The following is a 16,677-nucleotide window of genomic DNA, read 5'->3' on the forward strand; positions in this document are numbered from 1 at the left end:
TCTTCAGCAGGTGATCGACACGAGGTGGCAGCAGCGTGTCCTCGGGAAGAATTGCCCAGACGAGTACCGCTATCGCGGCTACAACCAGTACAACGGTGATGCCGACCCAGACCTGAGTGCGCGACAGATGCATTCTCTTCCCCCTAGCTCGTCTTGATGCTACCGCCAAAGTTGGCGGCAACAAATGAAATCGGCGGGTAGTAGTTTCGGCAATTCGTGGTGAGTGCTCCGCCTCCATTGCTTCCGCTGATGACACCAACGGCGTGCACCCCCCCAGAGACATTGAGGTAGAAGGCTCCGCCCGAGTCACCATCCTTGGTGCATGTGGACGAGTGTTCAGCGACCGAGATCTTCGTGAACCTCATCCCCCCGTACGATAGGGTCTGATTGACCAGCGAAACCCAATTAGGGTTGATTTCCCCGGACCCGTTGCCGGCGAAACCGCTTGCGCCAGAAGTACGAAGGTTCGAGCCGGTCCAACCCTGGGTGAGGTAAGTGCGACCGAGGACCTTCTTCTTTGTTGTGGTGTTGTAGGTGCCGGTGTAGAGCATCCCGGATGTTCGTGCGGACGACAGTCGGACGAGTGCGATGTCGCCAGCGAGGCCGGACTTTGTTCCCGTTGCGTCGCCCGACGACCATGTCACCGTGCCGATCTTCGTGATCGACTTATCGCTGTTGACTCGCGCAACGTTCCCGTATGTTCCGTTTGGATTCTTGTAGCAGTGTGCGGCTGTGACAAGATAATCGTTCCCTTGCTCTACCCATCCGAATGCGGCTGAGCATCCGTATCGAGCTGACGAGGTGCCGTACACGATCACCAAGCTTCCGCCCGAGAGCGGGGGAGCGTCGTAGTAGCGGGAGGTGGGGGCGGGCGATCCCTCCTCGTAGTACTCAACCGGAACTTCTGCTTTGAGCAGCGAGCGCCGGTACGTGTTGGGCGCGGAGATTTCCTCGGTGCCTGGAATGCTAACAATACGGGGGAGGGTGGCTGGTCTGATCTTGCTTGAACTCGATATCCCGACCAAGATCCGCGATCTTGAGTAGTCGGGACCGGCGATGACTGTTTCGTCGGAAAGGCTCTCCGTGTCAAGAACGGCCTGAGTGGCGCGATCCAGATCTGCCATCGAAAGGTCCGTGCGCCGGACGGTAATATCTCCCTTAGCGCCGAGTTGCGCGAGAAGCGCCAGGGTCTCGGTTGCGGCTGGATTCAACCACGGTGACACCGCGCGATGCCGAGGCTTGCGTGGAGCAATCGTGAGCGCGCGTTGAGTCGCAGGACACGGTCGACAGCGACTACGCCGGGAGCCGGTTCTGGCCGCCCCGCGCTGACGGTCCGGGCGATACCGTGGCCGCCGGGGTGATGTGCCTCGAGTGACGAGGGCGTGCCGGACGACGGGCAGCGCCGCATCGGTGTGAAGGGCGAGCGGCTCGACACGGTGCCCGAGGAGTGCCGGCGCCAGCAGATCGGCGAGTACTCAGAGCGTGTCACCGTGGAGGCTCCATCCGGAGTTAACGCGTTCCGTCCGCCCCGCGTGCTGACGAGCGACGTGGTCGAGGCCGAGTTCCCGCACGGCGCCCGGGCGTAAGAGACCGGCTGGCCATCGAGTCGAGGATCCACCTCCGGTCGGCGCGCCTGCTTCTCATAGCCCACCCGCCGTCCGGTTGCTCCTAGGACGTCCTTGACGTCCTGGAATGACCTACCTACGTTGGGCAGCCAACCCCGGACCGCACGCTCGTCGTCCGCAGAACGCTTCTTCACCGATGAAGAGCGCCGGGGCGCGCGGGGCCGCGGTCACGACGAGGTGGCCGTCCCGGGCGGTGCGAGCAAGCGGCCGGTCAGGCCCAGGGCCGCCGGCTCCGTAGGGGGACGAGAGGGAGTGACCATGACAGCGCATACCGCACGACGACGTGAGGGTGCTGGGACGGCGTCGGTCCGACGACGCCGCGTGGCGCGATGGATCGGCGCGGGGGCGGTGGTCGCGATCGCGACCGTCGGCCTCGCCGCACCCGGTCAGGCGACGCCGGGGCACGGCCCGGGGCCGGGTCACAGCCACGCGCCGGGACACCCGGGGCACGGGGACACGTTCCGCGTGACCATCCGGGTCGAGGGCCACGGGAAGGTCACCGGCGCGGGGAAGTACAAGGCGGGGGAGACGGTGGACCTGACCGCCACGCCGCACAAGAACGACGTGTGGGGCGGCTGGACGTCGAAGGAGCTCAACTGGATCGGCGCGCGCGTCGACGAGTTCACGATGCCCGCGCACGACGTGCTGCTGACGACGTCGTTCCGCCCGCGCATGGAGTCGCTGAAGAAGGCGTACCGCGACTACTTCGACGTCGGGAACATCTGGTCGCACCCCGGCACGTACGCCGAGGGGTCACCGAACTCCGAGACGATCGCGCGGCACTACAGCGTGATGACGGCCGAGAACGCGATGAAGCCCGACCAGCTGCTGCCGAACGACAACATCGACCCCGAGACCGGCGAGTTCACGTTCCGGTGGGACCAGGCGGACCAGTTCGTCGACGAGACGCTCGCGCGCGGCATGAAGGTCCACGGTCACGTGCTCGTCTGGCACGGGCAGTCCCCGGCGCGCATCAACTCCGGCACCACGGGCGGCACGCGTGCGCTCGCCAAGGCCAACATGGAGCGGTACATCAAGGAGGTGCTCACGCACTTCAAAGGCCGCACGGTCTCGTGGGACGTCGTGAACGAGGCGTTCGTCGACGGGCTCGACGAGTTCGACCCGGCCACGCAGGACTGGCGTGACTTCCTGCGCGGCGGCCCGAACGGCGGCTGGTCCAACTGGTACAACGCGTACCGCAACGGCGGCGACCTGGCCGAGGGCGAGAGCCCCGCGGACTTCCTGTACGACGCGTTCGTGTTCGCCCGCACGTACGACCCGGACACGCGGCTGGAGTACAACGACTTCAACGTCTTCCAGTCCGAGGGCAAGGCGCAGGCGATCATCGCCATGGCCACGGACCTCAACGCGCGTTACGCCGCCGAGCACCCCGAGGACCCGCGCCCGCTGGTCGAGGCGATCGGCATGCAGTCGCACAACTACATCAACCAGACCCCGGCGTTCGCGTGCTCGTCGAACACGCGCCTGCCGAAGCTCGTGAACGACGCGGCGCCCGAGTGGAAGCCGGGCGCGTGCTCCGACCACGCGTCCGTCGAGCGCTCGCTGCAGCTCATCACCGAGGCCGGCTTCGAGGCCAGCATCAGCGAGCTCGACCTACAGGTCTGGGAGGCGTGGAACGGCCAGCCCGAGGGCGACGACCGCTCCCAGTACCGCGACCTGAACGACCCGACGGTCGCGGACCGGATCTCGCGCGGTGAGTTCGACTACTGGGTCGGCAAGATCACCAACCGGGCCGAGCTCGAGAAGATCCAGGCGCAGCGGTTCGCGGAGTACTTCGCGGTCTACAAGAAGTACTCGCAGGACATCAACCGTGTGACGTTCTGGGGTCTGACCGACCAGCTGAGCTGGCGCTCGACGCACAACCCGCTGATCTTCAACAGCGACTTCTCCGAGAAGCTCGGCGCGGCCGCGACAGCGAACCCGGAGAAGTGGCTGGGCGTGCGCGGGCCGATCACCGACACCTCCCGGCTCTCGGCGGCGGTGTCCGAGGCCCAGGATCTCGACCTGCGGGCTTACACCCCCAAGAGCGCCAAGAAGGTCAAGGACGCACTGAAGCGGGCCGAGCACGTGCTGAAGAAGCCCCACCCGCAGCACGCGGTGAACGACGCGACCACGGCCCTCACCGCCGCGATCGCAAACCTCGAACGCCCCTGACGCACGTACGCGGGGCCCCGCAGCCCAGAGTCCCGGGCTGCGGGGCCCCGCGTCGTCTGGTTGCAGGGACGCGGTGGGGCGCTGGGCTACCGGATCGTCGTGGCGATCGGCTCGATCAGGAACAGGCATCCATGATTCGCCTCGAAACGGCCGACCTCCGCGACGATGTGGAGGTTGTCGCCGACCCCGACCATGCCTGTGGGGCTGTCGTTGGTCCAATGCAGGTCGCCCACCATGTTGACATCGCGGAACTGGAAGTTCGGGCCAGGCTGAGACGTCTCGTTGAAGTCGCCCGCGGCGACGAGGACGTCGTACCGCGTCTTCCAGTTTCCGTGCTTGTTCATGGCGACGATGCTGCCGTCGAACTCGATCGTCCTTCCGGCGTACGTCTCGGCGAAGTGAGCGACCGCGTCGCTGCACCCGTCGGTGCCTGCGAGCAGTGCCGCGAAGTCCGAGTTGGTCGCCGGGGTGAGGACGTCAGGCTCCGACGGTGTCGGCTCGGGCTCCGGTTCGCTCTCCGTCTCGGGCGTGGACTGCGAGGTCGGTTCGGCCGACACCGGCGGTTCCTCGGTCTCTGCGCACGTGCGGTCGACGGTGAGCCGTGGAGTGGCGGTCATCGCCTGTCCAGCGGCAGGAATCTGCTCGCACACCTGCCATTTCGACTCGACGACGACTCCGAACAGACCACCGCCCTCGACGTCGACGTCGTCCGTGAAGCCTGCGCTCTCGATCGCAGCAAGCGCCTTGTCGAGCTGCTGTCCCGTGACGTCCGGCATCTGGCCGGCATCCTTCTCGGCTCCGCAACCCGCGATACCGAGCATCAAGAAACCAACCGCCAGCAACTGACCCCGGTGCATTCTCTTCCTCGATTCATTGTGAGAGTCGGGTCTGCCCGAGTTTGGTTGACACCTGACCTGTGAGGATCTGGTCCTCGCTGGAAGGATGTCCCCGTGGCGAAGCCGTATCCCAAGGAGTTCCGTGATGACGTCGTGGCCGTGGCCCGCAAGGGGCAGGTGCCGCTGACGCAGATCGCGAAGGACTTCGGTATCTCCGAAGGGTCGTTGTCGAACTGGATGAAGCAGGCCGATGTCGAGGACGGTCGCCGGTCCGGGCCGACGCAGGCCGAGCGCGCCGAGTTGCGTGAGGCGCGCAGGCGGATCCGGGTGTTGGAGCAGGAGAACGAGGTCCTGCGTCGCGCGGCCGCCTACCTGGCGCAGGCGGGTCTGCCGGGAAAATAGTCTTCCCGCTCGTCCGTGAGATGGCCGCGGCCGGCGCCCGAGTGCGGGTGCCGGTCGCGGTGGCGTGCCGGGTCCTGGGCCTGTCGACCCAGGGGTACTACAAGTGGCTCAAGGACCCCGTGTCTCGGCGGGATTGGGACGACGCGCACGTCCTGGACGCGATCTACGAGATCCATGGCGACGACGCGACGCTCGGCTACCGGTTCATCACCGACGAACTGGCCGACGAGCACGCGATCAGCGTCGGGGAGAACCGGGTGCACCGGCTGTGCCGGCTCGCCGGCATCACCGCGAGCCACCACAAGAGACGGTCCAAGGCCGGATCGAGCGGTCCCGCGCCGCACGACGACCTGCTCGCCGTGGTCGACGAGCATGGCGTGGTCCGTCACGAGTTCGTCGCGGACGCCCCGGACAAGGTGTGGCTGTGGGACATCTCGGAACACCCCACCGCCGAGGGCAAGCTCTACATCTGCGCGATCAAGGACGTCTACTCGAACAAGATCGTCGGGTACTCCATCGACTCGCGCATGAAGTCGTCCCTGGCGCGGGCGGCGATGCGCAACGCGATCGCGCTGCGCTCACCGGCCGGCACGGTGTGTCATTCGGACCGAGGCGGCCAGTTCCGTGCGAAGGCGACCCAGCGGCTGCTGGCGAACAACGGCCTGGTCGGGTCGATGGGCCGCTCCTACGGCGCGGGCGACAACGCGAGCATGGAGAGCTTCTTCTCCCTGCTGCAGAAGAACGTCCTGAACACCCGCCGCTGGCACACCCGCGACGACCTGCGCCTGGCGATCGTGACCTGGATCGAGACCAAGTACAACCGCCGACGACGCCAACGCGCCCTCGGCAAGCTCACGCCCGTCGAGTTTGAGATGATCTACACGGCCGCAGACGCGGCCTGACTACCGCAAACCCCGAGTGTCAACCAGACCGGGGGCAGACCCGTCAGTTCCTGCATCGGTCTCTGGCCGCTCCTTGATAAGCCGCTTGCGGCTGCCAGCGCAGCCAAGTGATCTGCACGGCGGTCTTGCACTCGCACAGCCGTGCGGTCAACCGTTGCTCCATGTCGAAGATCCACGAGCTCGAGCGGATGGTTGACGCACTCCGGCGCCAGCGGAACGACTGCGAGCCGAAGTCGAACCAAAACCCCCGGTACCTGCGGTACTCGAACGCCGTCTCGGCACTTCTCTGGCTCATCGAAGACCTGCGCGCGGAGGAGACGGCGTAGGAACTGCCGACCAGTAGTGCCGGCGACGGAACGGGTGTCTGCCGACTACAGCGGGTCAAGCTTCCTGTGAGCGTCGTTCGGCGGATGGACCGTCACGCGGTGAAGTGCGCGAGGGCGGCGCGGATGGCCTCGGACCTGGTCAGGCCGTGCCGCGCTGCCGCCGCGTCCAGGCGGTCGAGCTCCTCGGCGGTGAGGCGCACGGCGACGACCTGCATCGGCTGTGCGCCGCGGCCCGGACGTCCTCGGGCGCGGCGCTTCAGCACCTCGACGTCGTAACCCTTCTCGGCTTCGTCGGCCAACTTCCGGACCCGCTCGTCGCTCGCCACCGACTCAACGTATGACGAAAATATGGGGCAGGGAGGGCGAGGTCTTGCGCCGCTCTGGCCTGCCGCTCACGATGGCGGGCGGGAGGGGCGATGGCGGAGACGTACGGGGTCGTCGTGGGTGCCGGGAGTCTGCGCTCGTCGTCGGACGGGGCGTGGCGGCTGCCGCACCGGTGGACGGCCGAGGGCGTCGTGGTCGAGGCGGCGTTCACGGGCGCGCACCTGCTGCACCTGGCCGCAGCGGGCTGCGTGCTCAACGACGTCTACCGTGAGGCGACGCGGCTCGGGACGGCGCTCGCGGGCGTGCGCGTCAGTGCGCAGGGCGGGTTCGACGACGAGTGGGAGTCCACGGGCGTCACGTACGTGGTCGAGGTGGACACGGATGCGTCGTCGGCCGAGGTCGCGCGGCTGCTGGCGGTCGTCGACGAGGTTGCCGAGATCCCGCGCGCCATCCGCGCGGGCGCGCCGGTGACGCGGACCGCGGAGCCCGGCAGCCAGGGGTAGCGCCACCGCGACCGGGCCAGATCGACCGGGTGAGATCGGGCTCGTCGTCGGCGGCCCGAGGGACCCGGCGGTACGATCATCCCGCCGGTGGGCGGAGCACGGCCCGGCCGTGCCGCAGATCGTCGCGGACTCGCCCCGGCACGGACACGACCACGGCGCCCGCGCACGCCCCACGCGGCGCCGACGCAGCTGCGCGATCGTGCGGCGGCGCTGACCGCAGCGCCGACGTCCCGCCCTCCCGGCGGCACGCGGTTGGCCGGCCGGGCCCTCGTCGGGCTCGGCGACGCGCGTCCCCACGTGGACGCTGAAGGAGGAGACGTGGCAGGAGCAGGCCGAGGTCGGTCGGGTCGCGGAGGCGGTCAGGCCGGCGGCCAGCGCGGTGGTCAGACCGGCGGTCAGGCCGGTGGCCAGCGACGCCGTCCGGCGCGTCCCGACGACGAGGGCCTCATCCCGGTGCTCGCCGGGATCGCGCGTGACGTCGACAACGCGGTCAAGCGCCCCCCGACGCGCCCGGCGGTCCGCACGAAGTTCCAGGTCGTCGCGCTCCTCGTGCGGGAGGAACGCGCCCGCGTGACGGCCGACGAGACGCTCGGCCAGGCGAAGCGCACGCATGAGCTCAAGCGCCTGGACGGTGTCGCGACGCAGCTCGCGAAGACCGCCGCGCGCGACACGTCGCTGCTGGAGCTGCTGCGCGAGGACGCGCGGGTCTCCGACGCGGCGCGTGAGTACCGGGCGTCGGTGCTGCGCGCCGGCGGCATCGAGCCGCCCGACGAGCCCGAGCCCGCGCCGCAGGCCCCGCCGACGCCCGCCGAGGAGAAGCGCGTCGTCCCGCAGTCGGTGATCTCGCGCCGCCTCGCCAACCCGTTCCTCGCCCCCGACTTCGAGGCGGCCGCCGAGCGCGCCGCGGCCCGCCCGCGCCGCCTCGCGGGCTGGGAGCTGCTCGAGCCGCTGTTCTGGTCGTTCGAGAAGGCCGCGACGGGCTCGCCCGCATGCATGGCGCTGCCCGAGCCGACGCCCGGCTTCGTGCCGCGCGGCAAGGAGCTCATGCGCCACCAGGCGCAGGTCGTCGCGGCCGCCGCACGCGGTCACCGCACGTTCCTGCTGGCCGACGAGCCGGGCCTCGGCAAGACCGCGCAGGCGCTGCTCGCGGCGCAGGCGGCCGACGCGTACCCGCTGCTCGTCGTCGTCCCGAACGTCGTCAAGACCAACTGGGCGCACGAGGTGAAGCTGTGGACCCCGCAGCGCCGCTCGACCGTGCTGCACGGCGACGGCGAGGACGTCGACGCGTTCGCCGACGTCGTGATCGTCAACTACGAGATCCTCGACCGGCACGTCGGGTGGCTCGGCGAGCTCGGGTTCCGCGGGATGGTCGTCGACGAGGCGCACTTCATCAAGAACAAGGGCTCGCAGCGCTCACGCAACGTGCTGGCGCTCTCCGAGCAGATCCGGCTGCGCACCGCGCGTCCGCTGCTCATGGCCCTCACCGGGACGCCGCTCATCAACGACATCGAGGACTTCCAGGCGATCTGGGAGTTCCTCGGGTGGATCGACGACGAGAAGCCGCTCGGTGCGCTCATGAACGCGCTGGAGGAGACCGGCCTGACCCCGGCGGACCGCGGCTTCTCCGCCGCCGCGCGCGCCGCGGTGATCGACATGGGCATCGTGCGCCGCCGCAAGATCGACGTCGTCGCGGACATCCCGGCCCGCCGCGTGGCGGACCTGCCCGTCGAGCTGGACGGTGCCGTCGGGCGCTCGATCCGCGCGTCGGAGGAGGCGCTCGCCCGCCGCCTCGTCAGCCGCTACCGCGCGGCGCTCGAGGCGCGCGGCGACACGTCGATCGGCGGGGCGGTCGACCACGACCTGGCGCGCCGCGTCGCGGCCGGCGAGCTCAAGGACTCGTCGTCCAAGAAGACCGGCGACAACGTGTTCACCATGGTCCGGCGCATCGGCCAGGCCAAGGCCGGGCTCGCCGCCGACTACGCCGCGCAGCTCGCGCGCAACGTCGGCAAGGTCGTGTTCTTCGCCAAGCACGTCGACGTCCTGGACGCCGCCGAGCAGACCTTCGCCGACCGCGGCATCCGGTCCGTGTCGATCCGCGGCGACCAGACGACGAAGGCGCGCGACAAGGCCATCGCGGCGTTCACCGACGAGCCCGACGTGCAGATCGCCGTGTGCTCGCTGCTCGCCGCGGGGGTCGGCATCAACCTGCAGGTCGCGTCCAACCTGGTGCTCGCCGAGCTGTCCTGGACCGACGCGGAGCAGACCCAGGCGATCGACCGCATCCACCGCATCGGCCAGTCCGAACCCGTCACCGCGTGGCGCATCATCGCGGCGCAGACCATCGACGCGAAGATCGCCGAGCTCATCGACGCGAAGTCCGGCCTCGCGGCCCGCGCGCTCGACGGCGCGGACCTCGACGACGCCGAGACCTCCACCGACGTGCAGCTCGAGGCCCTGGTCAGCCTGCTGACCGACGCCCTCGCGGCAGGTGTCGTCGCCTGAGCCCGTCCGGGTGACGCGGCCCGAGGACGACGCACGGAGCGTTGCTCGGTGCGCCATCCTGGAGCCCCCTCACCGACGTCAGGAGGCATACCCGTGGAACCCGCCGCCATCGCCGCATGGACCCTGCTGCAGGAGATCCCGATCCCGCCGGACGTCGTGGACCTCCTGATCGAGGGCGAGCAGGCCGTCGCGGCCTTCAAGACGTTCCGCGACAGCGCCGTGTTCACCACGCGACGCCTGATCGTGCGCGACGCGCAGGGTCTCACCGGCAAGAAGGTCGAGATCTACTCGCTGCCCTACAGCTCGATCAACATGTGGTCCTCGGAGAACGCGGGCAAGGTCTTCGACATCAACGCCGAGCTCGAGCTGTGGACGCGGGCCGGTCACATCAAGGTCAAGCTCGGCAAGGACATCGACATCCGCCGGCTCGACAAGCTCCTCGCCTGGGCGATCCTCAAGGGCTGAGGGGACAGCGGTCGCGCATGGCGTGCGACCGCAGGTGGACCCCCGAGCCGGGTGGTCCATTCCCCGGCACGACGACGAGCGGCGGGGGACCGGGTCATCCTCGAGCGTGCCGTTCACGCTCTCGCACCCTGCCGTCGTCCTGCCGCTCGCGCGCGGCCCGCTGGTGCCCGCCGCGCTCGTCGTCGGGCCATGGCGCCGGACGCGCCGTACTTCGTCAAGCTGCCGCGCTACGCGGGGGCCTGGTGCGAGCCGTTCGTCAACGCGACGACGACGCACCACTGGCCCGGTGCGCTGACGGTCGCCGTGCCGACGGCCGCGGTGCTGCTCGCGGTGTGGTGGGTGGTGCGTGCACCGCTCGTCGCGCTCGTGACGCGCGAGGGAGGAAGGGCCGGGTCCGACGAGCGCGCCGGGCTGGCCGAGCGCGCCGGGTGGACGCTGCTCTCTCTCGTGATCGGGGTCGCGACGCACGTGCTGTGGGACTCGTTCACGCACGGCGACGGGTTCCTGGTCGAGCGCGTCGACGCGCTGCGTGAGCCGGCGTTCGCGGGGATGGACGTGGCGCGCGTGCTGCAGCACGCGAGCACGGTCGTCGGGCTGCTCGTCGTCGCCGCGTGGGCCGTGCGGTGGGCCGCTCGGTGGCGGGAGCGCGGCGGTCGGCTCGAGGTGTCGAGCACGAGCGCGGCGGTGATCGCGGGCGTCGTCGTGCTCGGGCTGGTGGCCGCGGGGTCGCGCTCGCGGCGAGCATCACGGCGCGCGAGCCGGTCGAGTCGACGCTCGCGCGGCTCGTCACGACGTCCGGCGCCGTCGTCGTCGCGGCCGTGGTCCTGTACGCGGTGGTGTGGCGGGTCAGCCGCCGAACAGCCGACGCCAGCCGCGTCGGGGCGGGATGAGCCCCGGGGTCGCGCCGGGGTCAGGGGCGTCCGCGACCACCCGGTCGTGCGCGACGGGCGGCGTCGCCGAGGTGCGGGGCGCCCCACCGGCGAGCGCGGTGGCGATCCGGTCGAGGAAGTCGTCGACCTCGTCCATCGCGTACCCCTCGCGGAACCGCGTACGGCTGAACGTCGTCCCCGCGACCTGCTCCGCGCCGAGCTCCCCGGGCTCGCCCGCCTCCCGGGCGCGCAGCGTCGCGATCACCCGGTCGAGGAGGTCGTCGACCTCCGACTGGTCGTAGCCGTCGGTGAACTTCGTCGTGCTGAAGCGGACGTGCAGCACCGTCTCGGCGCTGATCGGCTCGCCGTAGCCGGGTTCGTCGGACGCGGTCATGGACCCGATCATGCCGTGCGCCTGCGGTGGGCGTGCGGTGGGTGCTCGACGTCCCGCGCGGTCCCGACGAACGCGCCCGACGACCGGTGTGAGCGGACCGACAGCGGATCTTCGCTGCTCATAGGGCACACTGGGGGTGGCCCCGGCGCGGCGGAAGGTTCTGCGCGGGCCCGCGTCCTGGGTGCTGTGGCTGCCTGGCGGGCGCCCCACTCGACGCCTGAAGGGCGACACTTTCCTTGACTTCTTTCTCCAGCCTCGGCGTGCCCGAGGTCCTCGCCGGTGCGCTCACGAAGGCCGGCATGACGTCCGCGTTCCCCATCCAGGAGGCGACGCTCCCGGACACGCTGCGCGGGCGTGACGTGCTCGGCCGCGGCCGCACCGGCTCCGGCAAGACCCTCGCGTTCTCCCTCCCGCTCGTCGCGCGCCTCGCGGGCCTCGTCCCGGGCACGACGATGGTGCGCCACGTCCCGAGCCGCCCCACGGGCCTGGTGCTCGCACCGACGCGTGAGCTCGCGACGCAGATCGCCGCGACGCTCGAGCCGCTCGCGAAGGCCGCGCGCCTGAGTGTCACGACGATCTTCGGGGGCGTCTCGCAGCGCCCGCAGGAGTCCGCGCTCAAGGGCGGCGTCGACATCGTCGTCGCGTGCCCCGGACGCCTGGAGGACCTCATGAAGCAGGGGGTCATCTCGCTCGCGGACGTGCAGATCACCGTGCTCGACGAGGCCGACCACATGGCCGACCTGGGCTTCCTGCCCGGCGTGAAGCGGATCATGGCGGCGACCGACAAGCGCGGTCAGCGCATGCTGTTCTCCGCGACGCTCGACAACGGCGTGGACAAGCTCGTCGCGGCGTTCCTCAAGGACCCGCTGCGCCACTCCGTCGACACCGACCGTTCGCCCGTCTCGCAGATGACGCACCACGTGCTCACCGTCGCCGACGCGGACGCGAAGAAGCACGTCGTCCAGCACCTCGCGTCCGGCACCGGCCGGCGCGTGCTGTTCACGCGCACCAAGCACGGCGCCAAGAAGCTCGCGAAGCAGCTCACCGCGTCGGGCGTCCCCGCGGTGGACCTGCACGGCAACCTCGGTCAGGGCGCGCGGGAGCGCAACCTCGAGGCGTTCTCGACCGGTGCCGTGAAGGTGCTCGTCGCGACCGACATCGCCGCGCGCGGCATCCATGTCGACGAGGTCGAGCTCGTCGTGCACGTGGACCCGCCGGCCGAGCACAAGGCGTACCTGCACCGCTCGGGCCGCACCGCGCGTGCGGGGTCCGCGGGGGACGTCGTGACGATCGTGCTGCCCGAGCAGGTCGGCGAGGTCCGTGCGATGACCCGCCAGGCCGGCATCACCGCGAAGCCGCAGCCCGTCGCGCCGGGCGCGTCTGTCCTCGAGCAGCTCGTCGGTGAGACCGCGCCGTTCGTGCAGCCCGCGCGTCCCGCGCAGCCGCAGCCCCAGCAGCGTCGCTCGGCCGGGTCCGGGGAAGCCGCGCGGCCGACCGGTCGCTCGCGTCGTCGTGGCGGCCGTGGCGGCGAGCAGGGCGCCACCGCTCGTCCGACGAGCGGTGGTCAGGGCGGTCGTCGGCAGCAGGCCGGGGCGGCCGCGGCGCCTGCGCGTCAGCCGCGCACCTACACCACCTCGACGCCGGGGTCGACGCCGGGTTCTGCCGCGCGCACGTCCGCGGCCGCGGGGACGACGAGCGGCGCCCGCCGTTCCGGTCCGCGCCGCGCGGCCCGCACCGCCGGCGCCCCGACCTCGCGCACCGACCGCTCCTGACCTCCGCGGGCCCGGTCCGTCAGCGGGTCGGGCCCGTGGAGTCGCGCACGACGAGGAGCGGATCGAGCTCGACGTGGTCGCCCGGCGCGCGCTCGTCGGCACGCAGGAGCAGCTGTGCGGCCGCGGCACCCACCTGAACCCGGGCTACCCGACGAGCCTGCCGTGGACGCTGGACGTCGCACGGGGGGTGGCGCGCGAGACCGTCCTGTACTGCCGCCGACGGCGCTCGGGTGCCGCGTGAACGGTTCGGTGGGCGGGTCCGGGCGGAACTGCGGCCTTTGGTCCCAGGCGCGGGCCGGGCGCGGGGCGATAGGCCTTGATCCGTCACAAGGAGGTGATGCCGGTGTTCTCCATCGGGGCGAAGCCGGGCAAGGGGAAGTTCCTGGATGCCTGTGGTCACACGGTCCAGCTCGAGGACGACGAAGCGCTCCCAGCGTGCCCGCAGTGCGCGCACGAGGTGAGGTGGTGGCGGCTCGTCTGAGCGCGACGAGGCGGGGCCGCGGTCAGCCGACCGCTGCCACCGCGGCCATCGCCTCGTCGAACAGCTTGTCCAGCGCCCGCGCGCCGTCCGAGCGGGCCCACGTCTCGCGCGCGGCGTCGAAGCAGCCGACCGCGGCGCCGACGACCGTCAGTGCGACGAAGGGGTCGAGCTGCGGCTCGCGGGCGAGGAGCGCCTCGGTCAGGTCCGCCCGCCAGTCGAACTGCCGCGCCATGTGCCGGCCGTGCAGCGCGGGTGTCTTGTAGATCACACGCATGACGGGCAGGGACTGCCCGGTCGCGGCCGTCTCGGCGATGTAGTCGTCGAACGCCCGGCGCAGCGCGGTCCACACGGGCTCGTCGGCCGGGCGCTCGGCGAACGCGAGCACGACCCGGCGCCGCCAGCGGTCCGAGACATGGTCGATGACGTCGTCCTTCGTCGCGAAGTACCGGAAGAACGTGCGCTCCGACATGCCGACCTTGGCGGCGATCTGACCGACCGGTGTCTCGTCGAAACCCTGGGTGAGGAAGAGGTCGATCGCTGCCTGGGACACCTCGTCCTGGATGGCGCGGCGCTTGCGCTCGCGGAGGGACACATCGGGGGCCATTGGCACACAGTAGGACACAAGGGGTGGACTTCTCGTCGAAACGTGTCAAACTTGTCATGCACTGACACGAACGTGTGACGACTGACCGAGTAGACGGCAGTTGTCACGAGGGAGAAGACATGACCGACACCCAGACCGCCCAGGAGCTCCTCACCCCCCAGGAGGTCGCGATGCTCTTCGGCGTCGACCCCAAGACCGTCACCCGCTGGGCGCGGGCCGGCCGCCTCAACGCCATCCGCACCCTCGGTGGCCACCGCCGGTACCTCGGCTCCGAGGTCCGCGCGCTCATCACGCCGAGCATCCCCACGCAGGCGTCCTCGCGCGACTGACACCCGCACCACCCGGCGTCGCCGCCCGCTCGACGACGACGCCACCCGCAGCCCCAGCGCCGGGGCGGTCAGGCCCCGGTCCGCACAGCTCCTGTCGCCCCGGAGCTCGCACCGATCCGGCACGCCCCTGCGCCGCCCAGCGCGCGCGGTGGGAACAAGAGACCCTGTCGAATCGTTCCTAGAGACGCCATGAAGAAGCGATACGAAGAGCTCGAGACCGACGACGGCACGACCGTCCGCTACCGCCGGCACGACAACGGCGGCGGACTCGTGGCGGTGGCCGCGACCGTCGATCCCACCACGTACGTCGCCGAGACCGCCTGGGTCGACCCGGGCGCGACGATCGGCGGCGGAGTTCACATCGGCGCCCACGTCTGGGTCGAGCCCGATGCGGTCGTCGGACCGCACTCGCAGCTCGGCACGCACGTGCACGTCGGGCGCGGCGCCGTCATCGGTTCGCGCACCCGCCTCGCGACGCGCGTCTCGGTCGGCGCCGGCGCGCATGTCGCGGACGGCACGCACGTCCCGGCGGAGGCGGTCGTCCCCGCACGCTCGCAGGTCACCCCCGCCACGAGCCACACGCTCGCAGCCTGAGGCGTCGAGGCGACCCGCACCTGTTCACGGCGTCCCTGCCGGGACCGGTGCGGGTCGCCCGCGCCTAGAGCTGGATCGTGCCGGTGAGGAGTGCGACGAGGCCTGCGACCGCGCCGAGCAGCGAGACGGCGAGCACGACGCGCTCGCGCGCCGAGAACCAGCGGCGGCCCTGCTCGCGGCGGGTGAGCACGAACAGCACCGACGCGGGCGCGTACACCACGAACACGACGAGCAGGTGGTCGACCCCCGCCGCGAACAGCAGCCACGCGGTGTAGAGGGTCGCGGCCGCGGCGACGACGAGCGCGCCGCGGTCCCGCCGCAGGAGCCGCACCCCGTACGCGGCGGCGAGCAGGTAGGGGATGAGCACCAGGGCGCCGGTGAGCTCGAGCGCGAAGTCGAACGCGTGCTCGGAGGCGAGAGTCAGCAGGAGCACGGCCTGCGAGAGGGCGGTGGACATCGCGAGGGCGGGCACCGGGGCGTCGTGCGCGTTGGTCCGGCCCAGGAACCGGGGCATGTCGCCGCCGCGTGCGGCGACGAACAGCACCTCGGCGGCCATGAGCGTCCAGGCGAGGTACGCGCCGAGCACGGAGACGACGAGGCCTGCGGAGACGAACGTGGTGCCCCACGGGCCGTACGCGGCCTCGAGCACGCCGCCCATCGACGGCTCCTCGAGCCCGGCGATGTCGTCGGCGGGCAGGATGCCGTAGGACACGATCGTGACGGACGCGAACAGCGCGAACACGGACCCGAAGCCCAGGAGGGTGGCGCGGCCGACGTCCCTGCGGCGGCGCGCGTGGCGGGAGAACGTGCTCGCGCCCTCGACGCCGAGGAACACGAAGACGGTGGCGAGCATGGTGCCGCGCACCTGGTCGAGCAGCGTGCCCGATCCGGGCGAACCACCCCAGTTGTCGGCGAAGACCGCGGGGTCGAACGCGACGACGGCCAGCACGACGAACACGACGATGGGCACGAGCTTGGCGACGGTGACGACGCGGTTGACCGCGGTGGCCTCGCGGATCCCGCGCCGCACGACCGCGAAGAACACCCACAGTCCCGCGCTGCCGACCGCGACGGCGAGCAGCGTGTCGCCCGAGCCGAGCGCGGGGAACACCGCGCCGAGCGTCGAGGTGATGAGGACCCAGTACGTGACGTTGCCGACGCATGCCGAGGCCCAGTACCCGAACGCGGAGAAGAACCCGAGGTACTCGCCGAACCCGGCCTGCGCGTACGCGTAGACCCCCGCGTCGAGGTCGGGGCGTCGCAGCGCGAGGGTCTGGAAGACGAGCGCGAGCATGAGCGTGCCGGCGCCGGCGACCCCCCATGCGACGAGTGCGCCCGCCGCGCCGGTCGACTCGGCGAACTGGCGGGGGAGGGAGAACACGCCGGCGCCGACCATCGAGCCGACGACGAGCATCGCCATCGTCGGGACGCCGAGGTGCGTGGTGCGCGGTGCGTCCGGCCCGGGTGCGGGCGTTGTCATGGGGTCCTGCCGGCGTGCCGCACGGCCTCCGACGATGGTTCGAGCGGCTCGGAGGCGCGCCGCGCACCCGACTCTGCCGCATCGTGGACACCTT

The 16,677-nt window shown here is 70.8% G+C and carries 17 protein-coding genes and 1 pseudogene; 12 read left to right on the plus strand and 6 right to left on the minus strand.

Features of this window, described 5'->3' with window-relative positions; all coding sequences use genetic code 11:
• Positions 1-143 precede the first annotated feature (143 nt).
• Positions 144-1,124, minus strand: a complete 981-nt coding sequence (locus CBP52_RS16785) for a trypsin-like serine protease (RefSeq protein ID WP_094181920.1) — start codon at positions 1,122-1,124, stop codon at positions 144-146.
• A 258-nt stretch (positions 1,125-1,382) separates the two neighbouring features.
• On the opposite strand from CBP52_RS16785, the gene CBP52_RS16790 reads away from it, so the two are divergent.
• Complete coding sequence (locus tag CBP52_RS16790) at positions 1,383-1,586, plus strand: hypothetical protein (protein ID WP_094181921.1); 204 nt, start codon at positions 1,383-1,385, stop codon at positions 1,584-1,586.
• Between the two features lie 360 nt (positions 1,587-1,946).
• Complete coding sequence (locus CBP52_RS16795) at positions 1,947-3,800, plus strand: endo-1,4-beta-xylanase (RefSeq protein WP_157732707.1); 1,854 nt, start codon at positions 1,947-1,949, stop codon at positions 3,798-3,800.
• A gap of 86 nt (positions 3,801-3,886) precedes the next feature.
• Here CBP52_RS16795 and CBP52_RS16800 read toward each other — a convergent pair whose 3' ends face one another.
• Positions 3,887-4,621, minus strand: a complete 735-nt coding sequence (locus tag CBP52_RS16800) for a DUF4839 domain-containing protein (RefSeq protein ID WP_198303497.1) — start codon at positions 4,619-4,621, stop codon at positions 3,887-3,889.
• A 129-nt stretch (positions 4,622-4,750) separates the two neighbouring features.
• On the opposite strand from CBP52_RS16800, the gene CBP52_RS16805 reads away from it, so the two are divergent.
• Positions 4,751-5,940 (plus strand): IS3 family transposase gene (locus tag CBP52_RS16805; protein ID WP_094180236.1). Its coding sequence is split into 2 segments (ribosomal slippage): positions 4,751-5,029 and positions 5,032-5,940, totalling 1,188 coding nucleotides; the frame shifts between segments, so codons are not numbered across the junction.
• Positions 5,941-6,101: 161 nt separating this feature from the next.
• Positions 6,102-6,266, plus strand: coding sequence for a hypothetical protein (locus tag CBP52_RS16810; protein WP_157732708.1), 165 nt, complete (start codon positions 6,102-6,104; stop codon positions 6,264-6,266).
• Between the two features lie 92 nt (positions 6,267-6,358).
• On the opposite strand, the gene CBP52_RS16815 is transcribed toward CBP52_RS16810, so the two are convergent.
• Complete coding sequence (locus CBP52_RS16815; protein ID WP_094181925.1) at positions 6,359-6,592, minus strand: ribbon-helix-helix protein, CopG family; 234 nt, start codon at positions 6,590-6,592, stop codon at positions 6,359-6,361.
• A gap of 90 nt (positions 6,593-6,682) precedes the next feature.
• Here CBP52_RS16815 and CBP52_RS16820 point away from each other — a divergent pair, with 90 nt between their 5' ends.
• The 4 genes and pseudogenes from CBP52_RS16820 to CBP52_RS18795 form a co-directional block, all read left to right on the plus strand.
• A complete protein-coding gene (locus CBP52_RS16820; RefSeq protein WP_094181926.1) occupies positions 6,683-7,093 on the plus strand; it encodes an OsmC family protein in 411 nt (136 codons plus the stop codon).
• A 318-nt stretch (positions 7,094-7,411) separates the two neighbouring features.
• Positions 7,412-9,595, plus strand: coding sequence for a DEAD/DEAH box helicase (locus tag CBP52_RS16825; protein ID WP_369826243.1), 2,184 nt, complete (start codon positions 7,412-7,414; stop codon positions 9,593-9,595).
• A gap of 93 nt (positions 9,596-9,688) precedes the next feature.
• A complete protein-coding gene (locus CBP52_RS16830; RefSeq protein WP_094181928.1) occupies positions 9,689-10,060 on the plus strand; it encodes a PH domain-containing protein in 372 nt (123 codons plus the stop codon).
• A 189-nt stretch (positions 10,061-10,249) separates the two neighbouring features.
• Positions 10,250-10,723: pseudogene (locus tag CBP52_RS18795) on the plus strand (DUF4184 family protein); the annotation flags it as partial.
• Positions 10,724-10,906: 183 nt separating this feature from the next.
• Here CBP52_RS18795 and CBP52_RS16845 read toward each other — a convergent pair.
• Positions 10,907-11,323, minus strand: coding sequence for a DivIVA domain-containing protein (locus CBP52_RS16845; RefSeq protein WP_157732709.1), 417 nt, complete (start codon positions 11,321-11,323; stop codon positions 10,907-10,909).
• A 236-nt stretch (positions 11,324-11,559) separates the two neighbouring features.
• On the opposite strand from CBP52_RS16845, the gene CBP52_RS16850 reads away from it, so the two are divergent.
• Positions 11,560-13,095: a DEAD/DEAH box helicase gene (locus tag CBP52_RS16850; protein WP_369826244.1), complete on the plus strand. Its 1,536-nt coding sequence runs from the start codon at positions 11,560-11,562 to the stop codon at positions 13,093-13,095.
• Between the two features lie 73 nt (positions 13,096-13,168).
• Positions 13,169-13,336: a hypothetical protein gene (locus CBP52_RS17750; RefSeq protein WP_157732710.1), complete on the plus strand. Its 168-nt coding sequence runs from the start codon at positions 13,169-13,171 to the stop codon at positions 13,334-13,336.
• 262 nt (positions 13,337-13,598) lie between these two features.
• On the opposite strand, the gene CBP52_RS16855 is transcribed toward CBP52_RS17750, so the two are convergent.
• Positions 13,599-14,180: a TetR family transcriptional regulator gene (locus CBP52_RS16855; protein WP_094181931.1), complete on the minus strand. Its 582-nt coding sequence runs from the start codon at positions 14,178-14,180 to the stop codon at positions 13,599-13,601.
• Positions 14,181-14,299: 119 nt separating this feature from the next.
• Between CBP52_RS16855 and CBP52_RS16860 the strand changes: the two genes are divergently transcribed.
• Together CBP52_RS16860 and CBP52_RS16865 are read left to right on the plus strand one after the other, a co-directional pair.
• Positions 14,300-14,509: a BldC family transcriptional regulator gene (locus CBP52_RS16860; protein ID WP_094181932.1), complete on the plus strand. Its 210-nt coding sequence runs from the start codon at positions 14,300-14,302 to the stop codon at positions 14,507-14,509.
• A gap of 189 nt (positions 14,510-14,698) precedes the next feature.
• A complete protein-coding gene (locus tag CBP52_RS16865; RefSeq protein ID WP_094181933.1) occupies positions 14,699-15,103 on the plus strand; it encodes a transferase in 405 nt (134 codons plus the stop codon).
• 64 nt (positions 15,104-15,167) lie between these two features.
• On the opposite strand, the gene CBP52_RS16870 is transcribed toward CBP52_RS16865, so the two are convergent.
• Positions 15,168-16,583, minus strand: coding sequence for a basic amino acid/polyamine antiporter (locus CBP52_RS16870; protein ID WP_094181934.1), 1,416 nt, complete (start codon positions 16,581-16,583; stop codon positions 15,168-15,170).
• Positions 16,584-16,677: the final 94 nt, after the last annotated feature.

Source organism: Cellulomonas sp. PSBB021 (assembly GCF_002240455.1).
Taxonomy (GTDB): domain Bacteria; phylum Actinomycetota; class Actinomycetes; order Actinomycetales; family Cellulomonadaceae; genus Cellulomonas; species Cellulomonas uda.